The 16,459-nt window shown below is 71.2% G+C and carries 17 protein-coding genes; 5 read left to right on the top strand and 12 right to left on the bottom strand.

Going from position 1 to position 16,459, the window contains the following annotated elements; all coding sequences use genetic code 11:
• The 3 genes from ACFE67_RS08765 to ACFE67_RS08755 all read right to left on the bottom strand — a co-directional run.
• The coding region (locus ACFE67_RS08765; protein ID WP_375406493.1) for a PP2C family protein-serine/threonine phosphatase at positions 1-782 on the bottom strand (782 nt) is incomplete at its 3' end.
• 62 nt (positions 783-844) lie between these two features.
• Positions 845-1,831: an FHA domain-containing protein gene (locus ACFE67_RS08760; protein WP_375406492.1), complete on the bottom strand. Its 987-nt coding sequence runs from the start codon at positions 1,829-1,831 to the stop codon at positions 845-847.
• Positions 1,832-1,945: 114 nt separating this feature from the next.
• Positions 1,946-3,379: a gamma-aminobutyraldehyde dehydrogenase gene (locus ACFE67_RS08755; protein ID WP_375406491.1), complete on the bottom strand. Its 1,434-nt coding sequence runs from the start codon at positions 3,377-3,379 to the stop codon at positions 1,946-1,948.
• A gap of 117 nt (positions 3,380-3,496) precedes the next feature.
• Between ACFE67_RS08755 and ACFE67_RS08750 the strand changes: the two genes are divergently transcribed.
• The 5 genes from ACFE67_RS08750 (at position 3,497) to ACFE67_RS08730 (ending at position 8,056) form a co-directional block, all read left to right on the top strand.
• Positions 3,497-3,967 (top strand): Lrp/AsnC family transcriptional regulator, encoded by a 471-nt coding sequence (locus ACFE67_RS08750; protein WP_375406490.1) that lies wholly within the window; start codon positions 3,497-3,499, stop codon positions 3,965-3,967.
• Positions 3,968-3,986: 19 nt separating this feature from the next.
• Positions 3,987-5,393 carry an aspartate aminotransferase family protein gene (locus ACFE67_RS08745; protein WP_375406494.1) on the top strand — a complete coding sequence of 469 codons (1,407 nt, stop codon included), beginning with the start codon at positions 3,987-3,989 and terminating at the stop codon, positions 5,391-5,393.
• Positions 5,390-6,745: an NAD(P)/FAD-dependent oxidoreductase gene (locus tag ACFE67_RS08740; protein WP_375406489.1), complete on the top strand. Its 1,356-nt coding sequence runs from the start codon at positions 5,390-5,392 to the stop codon at positions 6,743-6,745. The genes ACFE67_RS08745 and ACFE67_RS08740 overlap by 4 nt, the downstream gene beginning before the upstream one ends.
• A gap of 129 nt (positions 6,746-6,874) precedes the next feature.
• Entirely contained in the window at positions 6,875-7,342 is a 468-nt protein-coding gene (locus ACFE67_RS08735; RefSeq protein WP_375406488.1) for a TspO/MBR family protein, read from the top strand.
• A gap of 126 nt (positions 7,343-7,468) precedes the next feature.
• Complete coding sequence (locus ACFE67_RS08730) at positions 7,469-8,056, top strand: DNA-3-methyladenine glycosylase I (protein ID WP_375406487.1); 588 nt, start codon at positions 7,469-7,471, stop codon at positions 8,054-8,056.
• A gap of 72 nt (positions 8,057-8,128) precedes the next feature.
• Here ACFE67_RS08730 and ACFE67_RS08725 read toward each other — a convergent pair whose 3' ends face one another.
• The 9 genes from ACFE67_RS08725 to atpD form a co-directional block, all read right to left on the bottom strand.
• Positions 8,129-8,905, bottom strand: coding sequence for an ABC transporter ATP-binding protein (locus ACFE67_RS08725; protein ID WP_375406486.1), 777 nt, complete (start codon positions 8,903-8,905; stop codon positions 8,129-8,131).
• Positions 8,902-9,714, bottom strand: a complete 813-nt coding sequence (locus ACFE67_RS08720) for an ABC transporter ATP-binding protein (protein ID WP_375406485.1) — start codon at positions 9,712-9,714, stop codon at positions 8,902-8,904. The genes ACFE67_RS08725 and ACFE67_RS08720 overlap by 4 nt, the downstream gene beginning before the upstream one ends.
• Positions 9,711-10,586, bottom strand: a complete 876-nt coding sequence (locus ACFE67_RS08715; RefSeq protein ID WP_375406484.1) for an ABC transporter permease — start codon at positions 10,584-10,586, stop codon at positions 9,711-9,713. Before ACFE67_RS08715 ends, ACFE67_RS08720 begins: the two co-directional genes overlap by 4 nt.
• Complete coding sequence (locus ACFE67_RS08710) at positions 10,583-11,593, bottom strand: ABC transporter permease (RefSeq protein ID WP_375406483.1); 1,011 nt, start codon at positions 11,591-11,593, stop codon at positions 10,583-10,585. The genes ACFE67_RS08715 and ACFE67_RS08710 overlap by 4 nt, the downstream gene beginning before the upstream one ends.
• Before the next feature lie 67 nt (positions 11,594-11,660).
• Positions 11,661-13,253 carry an ABC transporter substrate-binding protein gene (locus ACFE67_RS08705; RefSeq protein WP_375406482.1) on the bottom strand — a complete coding sequence of 531 codons (1,593 nt, stop codon included), beginning with the start codon at positions 13,251-13,253 and terminating at the stop codon, positions 11,661-11,663.
• Between the two features lie 134 nt (positions 13,254-13,387).
• Positions 13,388-14,467 carry a dipeptidase gene (locus ACFE67_RS08700; RefSeq protein ID WP_375406481.1) on the bottom strand — a complete coding sequence of 360 codons (1,080 nt, stop codon included), beginning with the start codon at positions 14,465-14,467 and terminating at the stop codon, positions 13,388-13,390.
• Between the two features lie 24 nt (positions 14,468-14,491).
• Positions 14,492-15,208: a YaaA family protein gene (locus ACFE67_RS08695; RefSeq protein WP_375406480.1), complete on the bottom strand. Its 717-nt coding sequence runs from the start codon at positions 15,206-15,208 to the stop codon at positions 14,492-14,494.
• Between the two features lie 64 nt (positions 15,209-15,272).
• On the bottom strand, positions 15,273-15,533 hold the full coding sequence (locus tag ACFE67_RS08690; protein WP_375406479.1) for a F0F1 ATP synthase subunit epsilon: 261 nt from the start codon (positions 15,531-15,533) through the stop codon (positions 15,273-15,275).
• 2 nt (positions 15,534-15,535) lie between these two features.
• On the bottom strand, positions 15,536-16,459 hold a 924-nt coding region (atpD, locus tag ACFE67_RS08685; RefSeq protein WP_375406478.1), incomplete at its 5' end, for a F0F1 ATP synthase subunit beta.

Raw genomic sequence — 16,459 nt, 5'->3', positions numbered from 1 at the left:
GGCTCGACCTCGATCACGTCGACCACGACGACGGTCACGTTGTCGCGGCCGCCGGCCTCCAGCGCCTCGCGGACCAGCGCCTGCGCGGTGGCGTCGGGGGGTGAGCCTGCGGAGACGAGCGCCTGGATGCGCTCCTCCCCCACCTCCTTGGTGAGCCCGTCGGAGCACGCGAGCATGCGGACACCGGCCTCGATCGGCAGCATCCAGTAGTCCGGCATCGGCGGCTCGTTGAAGCCGACCGCCCGGGTGATCACGTTGCTGTCGGGGTGGGTGTCCGCCTGGATGCGGGTGATCGCGCCCGCATCGACGAGTTCCTGCACCACCGAGTGGTCGACCGTCACCTGCTCGAACTCGCCGTCGAACCAGCGGTACACCCGCGAGTCCCCGACGTTGAAGACCGCGAAGTACGGGTCGTCGCCCGACACGGTCAGTGCGACACCGGTCACGGTCGTGCCCGCTCCGGTGAGGGCCGTGCCGTCGAGGTGGGCGATGTCGTGCGACGCCTGCGCGAGGGCGAGACCGATCGCGGCGGGCGTCACGAACCCGTCCTTCGCCGCGGTGCGGAGCCGCTCGACGACCGCATCGCTCGCCAGGTCACCCGCAGCGTGGCCGCCCATGCCGTCCGCGACGGCGAAGATCGGCGGGACGGCGATGAAGCTGTCCTCGTTCGCCTGCCGGCGATGACCGACGTCGGTCGCGGTTCCCCAAGCCAGGACGACTGCGCCGGCGCCCGTCGGCAGCGCGACGCGCCGGGGCCCGCTGCTCGTTCCGATCTCCGTCACCTGTGCGGCCTGCTCCTTCGCGGTGGGGCCCCGGAACACGGACCGGTCAGCGGGTTGAACGATCAGCGGTAGGCGAGTATCTCGATGACGTTCCCGTCGCCGATGTCGATGAGCGTACCGGGAACGACCGGCAGGCACTCTCCCGACTCGAGGCGACGCACTCCCGTGCCGGGCTGGCGGACCACGGTGCCGTTCGTCGACTCGAGGTCGGTGAGCAGCAGGCCCTCCCGCGTCGGACGCAGCTCGATGTGCGTCGCGGACACCTCGCGGCTCGGGCTCTCGACCCGCACGAGGCGCGGCAGCACCCCTCCGGTCACCCGCGGGCTGCGCGGCTGACGGCCGACGTAGACCGGCGCGTCGACCCGCTCGGGGGCGCGCTCGCCGAGCCGGAACGCGGTCGCCGACTGGGTCTCGGGCGTCGGAGCGGTCGCGGGGGGTTCCCCGCGGTGCCGGCGGAGGGACGCCGCGCGACGCCCGAGGTCGCCGAGCACGTTCGTGTCGTTCGGATCGAGCGTGTGCAGAGCCGGCTGATGGGGCGCCTGCACCGGCGCGGGCGCGGATCGGGGCGGCGGAACGACCGCCGACTCCGCGGACCAGCCGAGCCACGGCCCGAAGACGACGCCACCGTCGATCGGCAGGTCCTGCGGCTGCTGCACGAGATCGCCGGGCGACCGCTGCAGGGGCCCGACCGCGAACCGCTCGACGCCGGTGATCTCGGCGACGTACCAGGGCTCCGATCCCCGTGCGTCGACGCGGCGCACCCGCCCGGCGACCGAGACGTCGGCGCAGCCGCCCCCGCGGACCACGAACGTCATCGTCCGCCCGAGGGCGGCGATCGCGTACGAGTCGACCGCAGCGACGCCGCGGACCGGGATCGCGGCGATCAGCGCGTCGAGGCCGAGCGTCTCGTCCGCGGCGATCCGCCACAGCGTGCTCATCGTCGACACGGTCGTCGCGGGCCCGAAGGCGGCGAGGAAGCGTTCCGTGACGAGCAGCCGCCAGTCGGCGCCCGGTTCCAGCACGTCTGCCGAGTAGTAGGCGCCTGCCATTGCCTGAAGCCGTCCCCCGTCGATACCCGCAGCGCTCTCACCGCAGCGCTTCTGCACACAGCGCCGCCGAGCCGCCGAATCGATGCTGCCCGACCGAAGGGTGCTGTGGCGCGCTCAGATTCCGATGTAGGACATGACGTGCTTCAGCCGAGTGTAGTCCTCGAAGCCGTAGCTGGAGAGATCCTTGCCGTAGCCGGAGTGCTTGAAGCCGCCGTGCGGCATCTCGGCGACGAGCGGTATGTGGGTGTTGATCCACACGCAGCCGAAGTCGAGCGCGCGAGAGACGCGCATCGCCGTGCCGTGGTCGCGCGTCCAGATGGAGGACGACAGCCCGTACTGCACGTCGTTCGCCCACTCGATCGCCTGCGCCTCGTCGCGGAAGCGCTGCACGGTCTGGATCGGGCCGAAGATCTCCTCCTGCACCGCCTCGTCGTCCTGCCGCAGGTTCGACACGATCGTCGCGTTCCAGAAGTAGCCGCGCTCGCCGTGCCGCGTGCCGCCGGTCTCGACCTTCGCGTGGTCGGGGAGGCGGTCGACGAAACCGGCGACGCGGGCGAACTGGTCGGCGTTGTTGACCGGGCCGAACAGCACGTCCTCGTCGGGCGTCCCGGTCGTGGCGTGGTCGCGGACGTACTCCGCGAGCGCGGCGACGAACTCGTCGTGGATGCCCTCCTGCACCAGGATCCGCGTCGCCGCGGTGCAGTCCTGGCCGGCGTTGAAGTAGCCGGCGGTCACGATGCCCTCGACGGCCAGCTCGATGTCGGCGTCGTCGAACACGATGACCGGCGCCTTGCCGCCGAGCTCGAGGTGCACGCGCTTCAGGTCGCCCGACGCCGCCTTCGCGACCGCCATGCCTGCGCGGACGGAGCCGGTGATCGAGATCATGGCGGGGATCGGGTGGTCGACCATGGCCGCCCCGGTCTCGCGGCCGCCGGTGATCACGTTCAGCACCCCGGCAGGCAGGAACTCGGCAGCGACCTCCGCGAGCAGGAGCGTGGAGGAGGGGGTGGTCTCGGAGGGCTTCAACACGACCGTGTTGCCGGCTGCGAGCGCGGGCGCGAACTTCCAGGTCGCCATGTTGAGCGGGTAGTTCCAGGGCGTGACCTGTCCGATCACGCCCACCGGCTCGCGGCGGATGAAGGAGGTGTGGTCCTTCAGGTACTCGCCCGCGCTCCGGCCCTCGAGGTTCCGGGCGGCGCCGGCGAAGAACCGGATCTGGTCGACGGAGACGAGGATCTCGTCCTCGACGAGGGAGCCGAGCGGCTTGCCGGTGTCCTTCGACTCGAGCGCGGCGAACTCGTCGGCGCGCGCCTCCACCGCGTCGGCGATGCGGAACAGCGCGAGCTGGCGCTCGCTGGGCGTCGTCTCGCGCCAGGTCGCGAACGCCGTCCTCGCCGCCCGGAATGCGCCGTCGACCTGCTCGGCGCCGGAGTCGACGGAGGTGCCGTAGACCTCCTCCGTCACCGGCGAGATCAGGTCGATGGTGCCCGCGCCGCTGGTCCGCAGCTCGCCGCCGATGAAGTTCCCGAGTGCCGTGGTGCCCGCCATGGCACGAACCTACCGCCCGCTCATTCGCGCCCGCGACGGTGGATCTCGACCGTCCACACCCGACCGCACGACGGATCCGGTGGCGGGCCACCGCCGCGCCTGACAGACTCGACGGTCATGACGTCCCGGCCGCGTGACCGAGCGGTGCTCGACGACGTGTCGAAGGCGATCATCGACCAGCTGCAGGACGACGGCCGCCGGTCCTACGCCGACATCGGCAAGCACGTCGGCCTGTCCGAGGCGGCCGTGCGGCAGCGCGTGCAGCGCCTCACCGAGACCGGGGTCATGCAGATCGTCGCGGTCACGGACCCGATGCAGCTCGGCTTCACCCGGCAGGCGATGATCGGCATCCGGGTCTCGGGCGATGTCCGCGAGGTCGCGGACCAGCTGGTGGAGATCTCCGCGGTGGACTACGTGGTGATGACCGCGGGTACCTTCGACCTGCTCGCCGAGGTCGTCTGCGAGAACGACGACGACCTGATCGAGCTGCTGAACAGCGAGATCCGCACGCTGCCCGGCGTCACCTCGACGGAGACGTTCGTCTACCTCCAGCTCCGCAAGCAGGCCTACCACTGGGGCGTCCGGTGAGAAGGGGATACCCGTGACCGTGACCGACCAGCTCGTGCCCGCCACCGCCACCGCGACCGACGGGGAGCTGCAGCGGAAAGCGCGCGAGCACCTCTGGCTGCACTTCTCCCGGCAGAGCGCGCTCGAGAAGGACGGTGTGCCGATCATCGTCAAGGGCGAGGGCCACCACATCTGGGACTCGGCGGGCCGGAAGTACATCGACGGCCTCTCCGGGCTCTTCGTCGTGAACGCCGGGCACGGCCGACGGCGGCTCGCGGAGGCGGCGGCGAAGCAGGCGGAGCAGCTCGCGTTCTTCCCGATCTGGTCGTACGCGCACCCCTCCGCGATCGAGCTGGCCGAGCGCCTCGCCCTCGCGGCGCCCGGCGACCTGAACCGGGTGTTCTTCTCGACGAGTGGCGGCGAGGCGGTGGAGACCGCCTTCAAGCTCGCGAAGAACTACTTCAAGCTGACCGGCAAGCCGAACAAGTACAAGGTCATCTCGCGCCAGTACGCCTACCACGGCACACCGCACGGGGCCCTGTCGATCACGGGCCTCCCGAGCATGAAGGCGCAGTTCGAACCGCTGCCGGCCGGCTCGTTCCGGGTGCCGAACACGAACTTCTACCGCGCGGAGGAGGCGGGCGGCCCGACCGACGACCTGGAGGCGTTCGGGCTGTGGGCCGCCGACCGCATCGAGCAGCAGATCCTGCTCGAGGGCCCGGACACGGTCGCCGCGGTGTTCCTCGAGCCCGTGCAGAACTCCGGCGGCTGCTTCCCTCCCCCTCCCGCGTACTTCGCACGGGTACGGCAGATCTGCGACCGGCACGACGTGCTGCTCGTCTCCGACGAGGTGATCTGCGCGTTCGGCCGGATCGGGTCGACCTTCGCCTGCGACGTGTTCGGCTACCAGCCGGACATGATCACCTGCGCGAAGGCGATGACGAGCGGCTACTCCCCCATCGGCGCGACGATCGTGTCGGACCGCATCTACGAGCCGTTCCGGCACGGCGACACCTCGTTCGCGCACGGCTACACGTTCGCCGGCCACCCCGTCTCCGCAGCGGTCGCGCTGGAGAACCTCGCGATCTTCGAGGAGGAGGGGCTGAACGAGCGGGTGCGCGCGAACAGCCCCCTGTTCCGCGCATCGCTCGAGCGGCTGCTCGACCTGCCGATCGTCGGCGACGTACGCGGTGACGGCTACTTCTTCGGGATCGAGCTGGTGAAGGACAAGGCGACGAAGGAGACCTTCGACGCCGCCGAGTCCGAGCGCCTGCTGCGCGGCTTCATGTCCGCAGCGCTGTTCGAGGCCGGGCTGTACTGCCGCGCCGACGACCGCGGCGACCCCGTGATCCAGCTCGCTCCGCCGCTGACGATCGGCGCGCGGGAGTTCGACGAGATCGAGAGCATCCTGCGCGGCGTGCTGACCGAGGCGTGGACGCGCCTGTGACCGACCCCCGCGGGGTCAGCTTCTGGTTGGACGACCTGGTCACGAAGGACATCGACGACCTCGCACCGCGGGCGGCGCTGCCGGGCGACGTCGCGGCGGACGTCTGCATCGTCGGCGCCGGCTTCACCGGGCTCTGGACGGCGGTGTCGGTGCTCGAGCGGGAACCGGACGCGCGGGTCGTCGTCGTGGAGCGGGAGTTCGCCGGCTTCGGCGCCTCCGGCCGCAACGGCGGCTGGGCCTCCGCCCTCTTCCCGGTCGGCCACGCCGAGCTGGTCCGTCGGCACGGGGCCGATGCCGCGACGGCGATGACCATCGCGATGGTCGACACCGTGGCGGAGGTCGGCCGCGCTGCCGCCTCGCTCGGCATCGACTGCGACTTCGACCGCAAGGGCACCTACTCGCTGATCCGGTCCGAGCTCGCCGACCGCGCCGCGGCCGACGAGCAGCACCAGGCGGAGGAGGCGGGACTCGCCGTCCCCACCCGGATCAGCGGGGACGCGCTCGGCGACGCCCTCTTCACCGAGGCGTGCGCGAGCCTCCATCCCGGCAAGCTGGTCCGCGGACTCGCGCGGGCGGCGGAGGAGCTGGGCGCCCGGATCTTCGAGGGCACCAGGGTCACGGGCGTCGAGCCGGGCCGGGTCACCACCACCGAGGGCACCGTGATCGCCGACCGCGTCGTGATCGCGACGGAGGCGTGGGGGTCCGAGCTGCCGGGCGTCGGGCGGCGCATCCTGCCGCTCTACTCGCTCGTGCTCGCGACGGCGCCGATGCCCGAGGCCGTGTGGGAGCGGATCGGTCTGCCTCGCGGTGCGACGGTCACCGATTTCCGGCACAACCTCGTCTACGGGCAGCGGACCGCCGACGACCGGCTCGTGTTCGGCGGGCGAGGCGCGCGGTACCACTTCGGCAGCGCCATCCGGCCCGGGTACGACCGGTCCGCGCGCGTGCACGCGCACCTCGAACGCGCGGTCACGGCACTGTTCCCCGCGGCCGAGGGCGTCCGCTTCACCCATCGCTGGGGCGGCCCGCTCGGCGTCCCGCGCGACTGGCACCCGTTCGTCTCCCCGGTGGCGGGGGGCCGGGTCGTCGTCGCGGGCGGCTACGTCGGCGACGGCGTCGCGACCGCCAACCTCGCCGGCCGCACGGTCGCGGACCTCGTGACGGACCGGCGCACTCCCCTCACCGCCCTGCCGTGGGTCGGCACGGTCCCGCCCAGGTGGGAGCCGGAGCCGCTGCGGTTCGCGGGCGTGAACGCCGTCATCGGATCGCTATCGATCGCGGATGCGGAGGAGCACGCCGTGGGACGGCCGTCGAAGGTCGCGGCGATCTCGGGCCGACTCGGCCGGGAGTGACCCGAGCCGTCGTCGGCTCCCTCCGCCTAGTCTGTTGTCGTCAAAGGAGCCCCTCTGTCCTACACGACCTCCAGCCGATCGAGCGATCTGCAGCGGCCGCGGCGCCGGGTCTCGGCAGGAGACGTCGGTGTGCTGGCGCTCTTCGTCCTCATCGCCGCCGCGGTGGCGGGATTCGGCAGCATCGTCTCGATCAGCGGCGTGAACGGCTGGTACGAGTCGCAGCCGCACGTGACCTGGACACCGCCGAACTGGGCGTTCGGCGCCGTCTGGAGCGTGCTGTACACGCTGATCGCGGTGTCGGGCTGGCTGCTCTGGCTCCGTCGCGCGCGCGCGGCACTCGCCCTGTACGTGGTGCAGCTGGCGGTCAACGCGGTCTGGACACCCGTGTTCTTCGGCGGATTCGCGCTCATCGGGAACGCGGCGCTCTGGATCGGGGTCGTCATCATCGTCATGCTCGACCTGCTCGTCGTGGCGACGATCGCGGCCGCATGGCCGGTGTCCCGATGGGCGGCCGTGCTGCTGATCCCCTACCTCGCCTGGATCCTCTACGCCAGCACGCTGAACTGGGGCGACGCCGTCCTGATCTCGCTGAGCTGAGGCCGCGGCCCGCGATCCGCTCCTCCCCAGGCCCGATCCGCCCTCGGAGCACGGTTCCCGGGCCGCGCCGCACACCGGCGCTCGTACCGTCCTGGCGTGCTCCCCGCTCCCGCTACCCTGCCGACCATGATCGCCGTGCCCGGACCCGACGGCCGATCCCGCTGCCCGTGGGCCGCCGGCGCGCTCTACACCGCGTACCACGACGACGAGTGGGGGGTCCCGCTGCACGACGACCGCGCCCTGTTCGAGAAGCTGACGCTCGAGGGGTTCCAGAGCGGTCTCTCCTGGATCATCATCCTGCGGAAGCGCCCGGCGTTCCGGGACGCGTTCGCGCAGTTCGAACCGGAGGCGGTCGCCGCGTTCGGTGACGACGACGTCGAACGCCTGCTGCTGGACGCCGGCATCGTGCGGAACCGGCAGAAGATCGAGGCCGCGATCTCGAACGCCCGCGCCATCGCGGCGCTGCGCATTCGCGACGGCACCGGCGCACTGGACCGGCTGATCTGGTCCTTCCAACCCGCCGCGCTGGCCGAGCACGTGCCACCTGCCGACCTCGCCGACGTGCCGGGGTCGACGAGCACCTCGAAAGCGCTCGCGAAGGCGCTGAAGCGCGAGGGTCTCGGCTTCGTCGGCCCGACCACGGTCTACTCGCTCATGCAGTCCGCAGGTCTGGTCGACGACCACATCGACGGCTGCTTCCGCGCCGCGCGCTGACCACGGTGTTCACGGATCAGGAGATTCGGGGCGCTTCGCGCCGCCGAATCTCCTGATCCGTGAACACCACCCCTACATCGCCGGGAGGTGGCCCAGGCCGTCGGCGATCGGGATCGCGGCCAGCAGGCGACGCGTGTAGGGGTGCTGCGGCGCCGCCCACACCTGCTCCGCCGGTCCCTGCTCGACGATGCGGCCGGCCTGCATCACGGCGATGCGGTCGGCGATCACCCGGACGACCGCGAGGTCGTGGCTGATGAACAGCAGCGACGCGCCCTGCTCGAGCGCGATGTTCCGCATCAGCGTGGCGACCCGGGACTGCAGGCTCGCGTCGAGGGAGGCGATCGGCTCGTCGCCGATGAGCAGATCCGGTCCCGCGGCCATCGCGCGGGCGATCGCAACGCGCTGCCGCTGGCCGCCCGAGAACTCGTGCGGGTAGCGCGCCGCCGCCGCTGCGTCGAGGCCCACGGACTCCAGCAGCTCGGTCACCGACGGCACCTCGCCCGCCGCCACCTTCCTGCCGTCCTCGATCTGCGCGCCGACCCGCCGCCGCGGGTTCAGCGACGCGTACGGGTTCTGGAACACCATCTGGATCCGTCTGAGGGGCACGTCGCGCGCCCGCAGCCCGAGCTTCGCGACGGGCTCGCCGTCGAGCAGGATCCGGCCGGCCGTGAGCGGCTCGAGCCCGCAGATCGCGCGGGCGAGCGTCGACTTGCCGCAGCCGGACTCTCCCACGAGCCCGACGACCTCGCCGGCGGCGACCTCGAGGTCGACGCCGTCGACCGCGGTGAGCACGCCGCGGCCGGGCTGCCGGTACGTGACCGTCGCCCCCTCCACCGCGAGCCGGGTCATGACGACTCCTCCCCGGCGCCCGGGGGCGGCGTGTGCGGCAGGGACTCGACGAGCTCGCGGGCGTACGCCGTCTTCGGCTCCCGGATCACCTGGTAGCGCGTGCCGTGCTCGACGACGATCCCGGTGCGCATGACCGCGACGGTGTCGGCGATCGCGGACATCACGCCGAGGTCGTGCGTCACGAGCAGCACGGCGAGACCGAGGTCGTCCGTCAGCTCCCGGAGCAGCCGCAGCACACCCGCCTGCACCGTGACGTCGAGCGCGGTGGTCGGCTCGTCGGCGATCAGCACCTTCGGCTCGCAGGCGATCGCGCTGGCGATCGCGATGCGCTGCAGCTGGCCGCCCGAGAACTGGTGCGGATACCGCTGCAGCGCCGCCTCCGGCGACGGCACGCGCACCCGCTCCAGCAGCTCGACGGCGCGGGTCCTCGCGGCGGCGCGTGACAGGCCGAGGTGGTGCCGCATGTGGTCGGTCAGCTGCGAGCCGATCGAGAGCATCGGCTGGAGGCTCGCGGTCGGGTCCTGGAACACCATCGCGATCCGCCGCCCGCGGAGCCGGTTCATCGCGCCGGGCCGCAGCGCGAGCAGGTCCGGGACCTGCACTTCGCCGTCGTCGTAGCTGATCGTGCCGGTCACCGCCGACCCGGCCGGCGCGAGGCCGATCACGGCGAGCCCCGTCATGGTCTTGCCGGATCCCGACTCCCCGGCGAGGCCGGTCACCTGACCTGCGGGCACCGCCACATCGACGCCGTCGAGGATGCGACGGCCACCCAGATCGAGTGCGAGCCCGCGGATCTCGAGGCCGGTCATATGGACGACCCCTGCACGGCGCCCGCGGTGCGCGGATCGAGCGCGTCGCGCAACGAATCGCCGATCAGGTTGAACGCCACGACGACGGAGAAGATCGCGAGCCCGGGGAACGTGGCGAGCCACCAGCTCGAGAACTGCGTGACGCCGTCCGCCACCATCGAGCCCCACTCCGGCGTCGGCGGGGTCGCACCCAGCCCGAGGAACGACAAGCCGGCGAGCAGCAGGATCTGGTTGCCGAAGTCCAGCATCGCGAGCACCAGCATCGGCGCCGAGACGTTCGGCAGCACGTCGCGGCGCAGGGACGTGAACGGGCCGGCGCCGAGCAGGCGTCCGGCGATGACGTACTCCTGGCCGCGGGCTCCGAGCACGAGCGCCCGCATCACGCGGGCGTAGTTCGGCCACGACACGACGAGCAGCGCCAGGACCGCGTTCGCGAGGCTCGGCCCGAGCGCCGCGGCCACGACCATCGCGAGGATGATCGTCGGGAACGCGAACACCAGGTCGCCGATGCGCATGATGACCTCGTCGACCACGCCGCCGAGGTACCCGGCGATCGCCCCGAGCACCGACCCGATGACGAGCGATCCGGCCACGAGCGCGACCGCGAGCGGCAGGGAGGCGCGGACGCCCCAGAGAGTGCGGGACAGCACGTCGCGGCCCAGCGCGTCGGTCCCGAACGGGTGCGCGGCGGAGGGTGCGCGGAACGCGTCGGCGACGCTCTGCCGCAGCGGGTCGGGCAGAGGGAGCAGCGGATCGAGGAGGGCGATGACGACCCAGGCGAGCAGGATGACCGCTCCGCCGAGCGCGGCGGGCCTCCTCCAGGCGGCGGGGATGCGCAGCGCACGCCGGCGCGGCACCTGGATCGCGGTCACCCGACACGCACCCGCGGGTCGACGAACCCGTAGATCACGTCGATCACGAAGTTCACGCTGATGTAGACGAGACCGACGATCAGCCCGACGCCCATGATCGACGGCAGGTCGAGGGAGGTGGAGGCGCGGTAGGCGTACTGGCCGATCCCGCCCCACGCGAACACCTGCTCGGTCAGGACCGCTCCCGACAGCAGCGATCCGAAGGCGAGGCCGACGATGGTGAGGATCGGCAGCAGCGCACCCCGGAGCAGGTAGGCGAGCACGACCCGGTGTGCGGGCAGCCCCTTCGCCCTGGCCGCGCGCACGTAGTCCTGGTTCAGCACGTCGAGGATCGAGGACCGGGCGAACCGGACGAGCAGCCCGAGCGTGTACACCGCGAGCACGAGTCCTGGCAGCACGAGATGCGACAGCGCATCGGCGAACACGTCCGGCTGCCCGGCGAGCAGCGCGTCGATCGTGAAGAAGCCGGTCACGCGCGGCGGCGCGTCGTAGACGGGGCTGAGCCGCCCGGACCCGGGGGCCCAGTGCAGCACGAAGAAGAACAGGAAGTAGGCGGCGACCGCGAGCCAGAAGGTCGGCACCGAGATGCCGACGACGCTGACCGCGCGGATCAGCTGGTCCGAGAACCGATTCCGGCGCAGCGCCGCGATCAGCGCGAGCACGAGGCCGACGACGACCGCGACGACGATCGCGAAGATCGCGAGCTCCGCGGTCGCCGGGAACGCGTACGCGAGGTCCTGCGTGACGGCGTTCCTCGTCCCGATGGAGGTGCCGAGGTCGCCGTGCAGCAGGTTGCCGAGGTAGACGAAGTACTGCACGACGAGCGGCTGGTCGAGCCCCTGCGCCGCGCGGAACGCGGCGACGATCTTCGGGTCGCCCGCAGCCCGCTCCCCCAGCGCGGCGGTGATCGGGTCGCCGGGGACGAGGTTGGTGAGCACGAACGTGATGATCGTGACCCCGACGATCAGGACGACGGAGAGCCCGAGCCGGATCGCGATGTAGCGCACGAGCGGCGGCAACCGCCGCCCGGACCGTGCGGCCCGGGCGGCGGTCTCCGCGCGCTCGTCGAGTGCGCTACTTGACCCTGGCGAGGTCAACCGTCCAGATCGCGTTCGGGATGACACCGGTGACGCCGTTCGTGACGGCGTACTTCGCCGCCTGCACGAGCGGAACGAACGCGCCGTCCGCATTCGCGGCCTTCTGCCACGCCTGGTACGCCGCTGCCCGCGCGTCGCCCTCGGCGGCGATGGCCGCCTCCTTCGCCGTCGTCACCTCGGGCGACATGGAGGCGCTCCAGCCGGCGCGCAGGCCGAGGCCCTCACCGGGGCTGAACGTCAGGTAGTCGGAGGGGTCCGGGAAGTCCGGGCCCCAGTACATGAGGCCGGCCTGGAGCTTGCCCGCACGGTACGAGTCGAGCAGCGTCGCGATCGGCAGCCCGTTCAGCTTCACCTTGATACCGGCGGCCTGGAGGTTCGACTGCACGGACTGCGCCATGTCGGCGAACGAGACGCCGTCGAGCGTCGCGTCGGTCGGGTAGGACAGCGTGATCGACTGCCCGTTGTACTTCGCGGCCGACAGGTCCGTCTTCGCCGCGGCGAGATCGGTCGAGTTGGTGTCGTCCGACGCGAGCGACCCCAGGAACTGCGACGGCACCATGCCACCGGGCTGCGTGGACCCGGTGCCGGCGATCGTCTGGATCGCCGTGTAGTCGATCGCGTGACGGACGGCCTTCACGAAGTCGGGCTGGTCGGTGACCCCACCGGAGATGCCCGGGTCCTGGTTCAGCCACAGGTAGCCGACGTCGGCGGAGGTGGTCTTGGCGACCTTGATCGAGCCGGATGCGAGCCCGTTCACCTGCTGCGAGTTCAGGTTCAGCGCGACCTGCGCCTGGTTGCCCTGCACGTCGGTCTTCTGCGACGACCCGGTCACGTTCTGCAGCACGACGCGGCTGTAGGCCGGCTTGGTCCCCGAGTACTTTGGGTTCAGCTTGAAGACGACCTTGCTCGTCGCGTTGTACGACGACAGCGCGTACGGGCCGGATCCGGCCGACGTCTCGTTCAGGTACTTCTCCGCCGCGTCGTTCTTGTCGGTCGTGCCGCCGTTCTTCTCGAGCGTCTTCGAGTCGAGGACGCCGAGGGACGGGTTCGGGAGGATGTAGGGCAGGGCGGGGTTGGGCGCGGTGTCGGTGATCGTCATCGTCGTGTCCGACGTCTTCGCGATCGCGAAGGGCTTGCCGGTGGACAGGTTCGAGAGCAGGAACGACGGGTTGCCCGCGATGCCCTGGACGCGCTTGTAGGACCAGACGATGTCGTCGATCGTGACCGGGTTGCCGCTGGAGAAGGTGTGCGTGCCGGTCAGCGTCAGCGTGATCGTCGTGTTGTCGGATGACATCGTGTAGGTCGTCAGCTGCGGAACCGGCTTCGTGACGTCGCTGCCCTCGAACGTCAGCGCGGTCTGGTAGATCGCCTTGTCCACGATGGAACCCGTGAGCTCGAAGGCGCGGGCCGGGTCGGCCGTCTTCAGGTCGAAGGTGTTGTCGACGACCAGGGTCTTGTTGCTCGAGGTCGGCGTACCGCCTCCGGTGCCCGACGAGCAGCCGCTCACGATCAGGGTCAGCGCCGCGGCGGATGCGGTCAGCGCCACGAGGCGCGCTGGCAGGTGGTTCATTCGTCTCCTCGGTTCCCGATGCGCCGGCGCCCCGGTCTCCCGGGCGCACGGACGCCGGTCCGACGCTAGGACGTCGGCGTTTCCAGATCGTTTCCTGGTCGGTTCATGACGCCGATCGCAACCGATCCGTTACGTCATCGGACGAACGCCGTCGGCGGGCGGTGCCCGGCGAACGCGTCGTCCGTCGCCCGGAGGACCCTGAGCACGTTCGCGCCGGCGAGCCCCGCGAGGTCGGCAGCGGTCCAGCCGCGCCGGGCGAGCTCGTCGAGCAGGAGCGGGTACCCGTCCACGCCGGTGATCCCCTCCGGCAGCGCATCGACGCCGTCGAAGTCGCCGCCGAGGCCGATGTGCCGCACCCCGGCGACCGCACGGGCGTGCTCGACATGATCGGCGAGCACGGACAGCGGCACCTCGGGCGCCGCGCCCGGCCTCCCCGCCCGGTCCCACTCCATGTACGCGGCGTGGAGGAACTGGGGCACGAACGTGAGCATGATCACGCCGCCGTTGCCGTCCAGCCGGGTCAGCACGTCGTCCGGCACATTACGGGGGTGATCGTTCAGCGCCCGGCACGAGCTGTGGCTGAAGATCACCGGCGCCGTCGTGACGTCGAGCGCCGCGTGCATCGTGGTCGGCGCGACGTGGGAGAGGTCGACGAGCATCCCGAGCCGGTTCAGCTCGCGGATGTAGCCGCGCCCCCGCTCGGTGAGGCCGCCGTGCACCGGCTCGTCGGTCGCCGAGTCGGCCCAGGCGCTGTTCCGGTTATGGGTGAGCGTCAGGTACCGGACGCCCAGAGCCGCGAGCATCCGCAGCACCGCGGGCGAGTCCGCGATGCTGTGCGCCCCCTCCGCACCGAGGAGGGAGGCGATGCGGCCGGACGCGCGCGCCGCCTCCACGTCCGCCGCGGAACGCGCGAGGACGAGGTCGTCCGGGTAGGCCTCGACCATGCGGTGCACGAGGTCGATCTGCTCGAGCGTCTCGGCGACGGCGTCGGTGCCTCGACCCTCGTCCTCGACGAACACGCTCCAGAGCTGCGCGCCGACGTACCCGCGCCGCAGCCGCACGATGTCGGTGTGCCCGGGGAGCGGCCCCTCGAGGCCCTCGACGGAGGACTCGTGGCCCAGCCGTCGCTCCCAGGGCCAGTCGTTGTGCCCGTCGACGATCGGCGCGAGCTCGAGCGCCCGAGCGATGGTCGAGACGATGTCGTCAGCAGCCATGGCCCCATTGTGAAGGTGCAGTGCTCAGACGCGGAGGACCAGGTCCGCATCGCCGCGGGGTTCCAGGGCGACGCGGTGCGCCGCCGCCCAGTGCAGCAGGTCGGCGCGGCTGTCCGCGTCCGCTCGTGATTCCGCGAGCGCACGAACCAGGACGCCCTTCGCGTGCTTGTTGAAGTGGTTCAGTGCACGACCCTCCGCCGTCTCGACGTGGAGGAACGCGCTGCCGGCCGGCGCCGCTCCGAGCGCGACGTACGCCTCCGACCGCGCGTCGAGCACCCACTCCCCCGTCGCCGCGATCGCCTGCGCGACCCCGCCCCGCCAGTGCGCCTTCAGCGACAGGCCGGGCAGCGTCGTGGAACCGGAGAGCCGGTAGAGCGGGATGCGGTCCGATGCGCGGAGGAGCCCGAACAGCGCCGAGGCGATGACGACGTGCTCGTCGATCCAGGCACGCGCCTCCGGCTCGATCGACGCCGCGTCCAGCCCGTCGTAGAGCACGCCGATGTACCGCTCGATCGCGGGCAGCACCGGTCCGGAGTTGAGCTCACGGTTCCAGCGCGCCTCGTGGCTGTTCCGCGCTCCGAGCTTCAGGACCGCCGGCGCCTCCCTCAGCGGTACGCGCTTCAGCGCCGCCGCCGCAGCGCGTCGCTTCCCGCGCAACGACGGGAACCCGAGTGCAGCGTGATCGAGCACACCGTCGCCTCCCTCGGCCTTCGTCTCGGAAGGAGGCAGCAGCACGATCACTTTTCATCTTTACGGAGTTTTGGCGCAGCCAAAACTCCGTAAAGATGAAAAGTGCGAAGCGGGGTCAGGCCAGGGCGGCCGCGCGGGCCGCGATCGTGACCGTGTTGTTCTCCACCGAGATGAAGCCGTCGTCGGCGTTCGCGACGATGCGGCCGCCGTCGGACGCCGTGATCCGCACCTCGCCGGCGGCCAGGATGCCGAGGAGGGGCTGGTGACCGGCCAGGATGCCGATCTCCCCCTCCTTCGTCCGCGCGACGACCATGGTGGCCTGGCCGGACCACACCTGCTCGTCCGCCGAGACGACGGTCACCGTGAGTTCGGCCATGATCAGCCGTTCTCCTTGGCGATCTGCGCGGCCTTCTCCTGCACGTCGCTGATCGAGCCGACGTTGAAGAACGCCTGCTCGGGCACGTCGTCGAACTCGCCCTTGGCGATCGCGTCGAACGACTCGACGGTGTCCTTCAGCGGGACGGTCGAGCCCTCGACGCCGGTGAACTTCTTCGCCATGTAGGTGTTCTGCGAGAGGAACTGCTGGATCCGGCGCGCACGCGACACCGTGATCTTGTCCTCCTCCGACAGCTCGTCGACACCGAGGATCGCGATGATCTCCTGCAGCTCCTTGTTCTTCTGGAGGATCTGCTTGACCGTCGTCGCGACGCGGTAGTGGTCGTCGCCCAGGTACCTCGGGTCGAGGATCCGGCTGGTCGAGGTCAGCGGGTCGACGGCCGGGTAGAGGCCGCGGGACGCGATCTCGCGCGAGAGCTCGGTCGTCGCGTCGAGGTGCGCGAACGTCGTCGCCGGCGCCGGGTCGGTGTAGTCGTCGGCCGGCACGTAGATCGCCTGCAGCGACGTGATCGAGTTGCCGCGCGTGGAGGTGATGCGCTCCTGCAGCACGCCCATCTCGTCGGCGAGGTTCGGCTGGTAGCCCACCGCGGACGGCATGCGGCCGAGCAGCGTCGACACCTCGGAACCCGCCTGGGTGAACCGGAAGATGTTGTCGATGAAGAGCAGCACGTCCTGGTTCTGCACATCGCGGAAGTACTCCGCCATCGTCAGCGCGGACAGCGCGACGCGGAGACGCGTCCCGGGCGGCTCGTCCATCTGGCCGAAGACGAGAGCGGTCTTGTCGAAGACGCCCGCCTCTTCCATCTCGCCGATGAGGTCGTTGCCCTCGCGGGTCCGCTCGCCGACGCCCGCGAACACGGAGACGCCGCCGTGGTCGGCCGCGACCCGGTAGATCATCTCCTGGAT

Source organism: uncultured Amnibacterium sp. (assembly GCF_964244015.1).
Classification (GTDB): domain Bacteria; phylum Actinomycetota; class Actinomycetes; order Actinomycetales; family Microbacteriaceae; genus Amnibacterium.
Note: the sequence above shows the minus strand (reverse complement) of the source record. Positions and strands in the feature narration are given on the sequence as shown.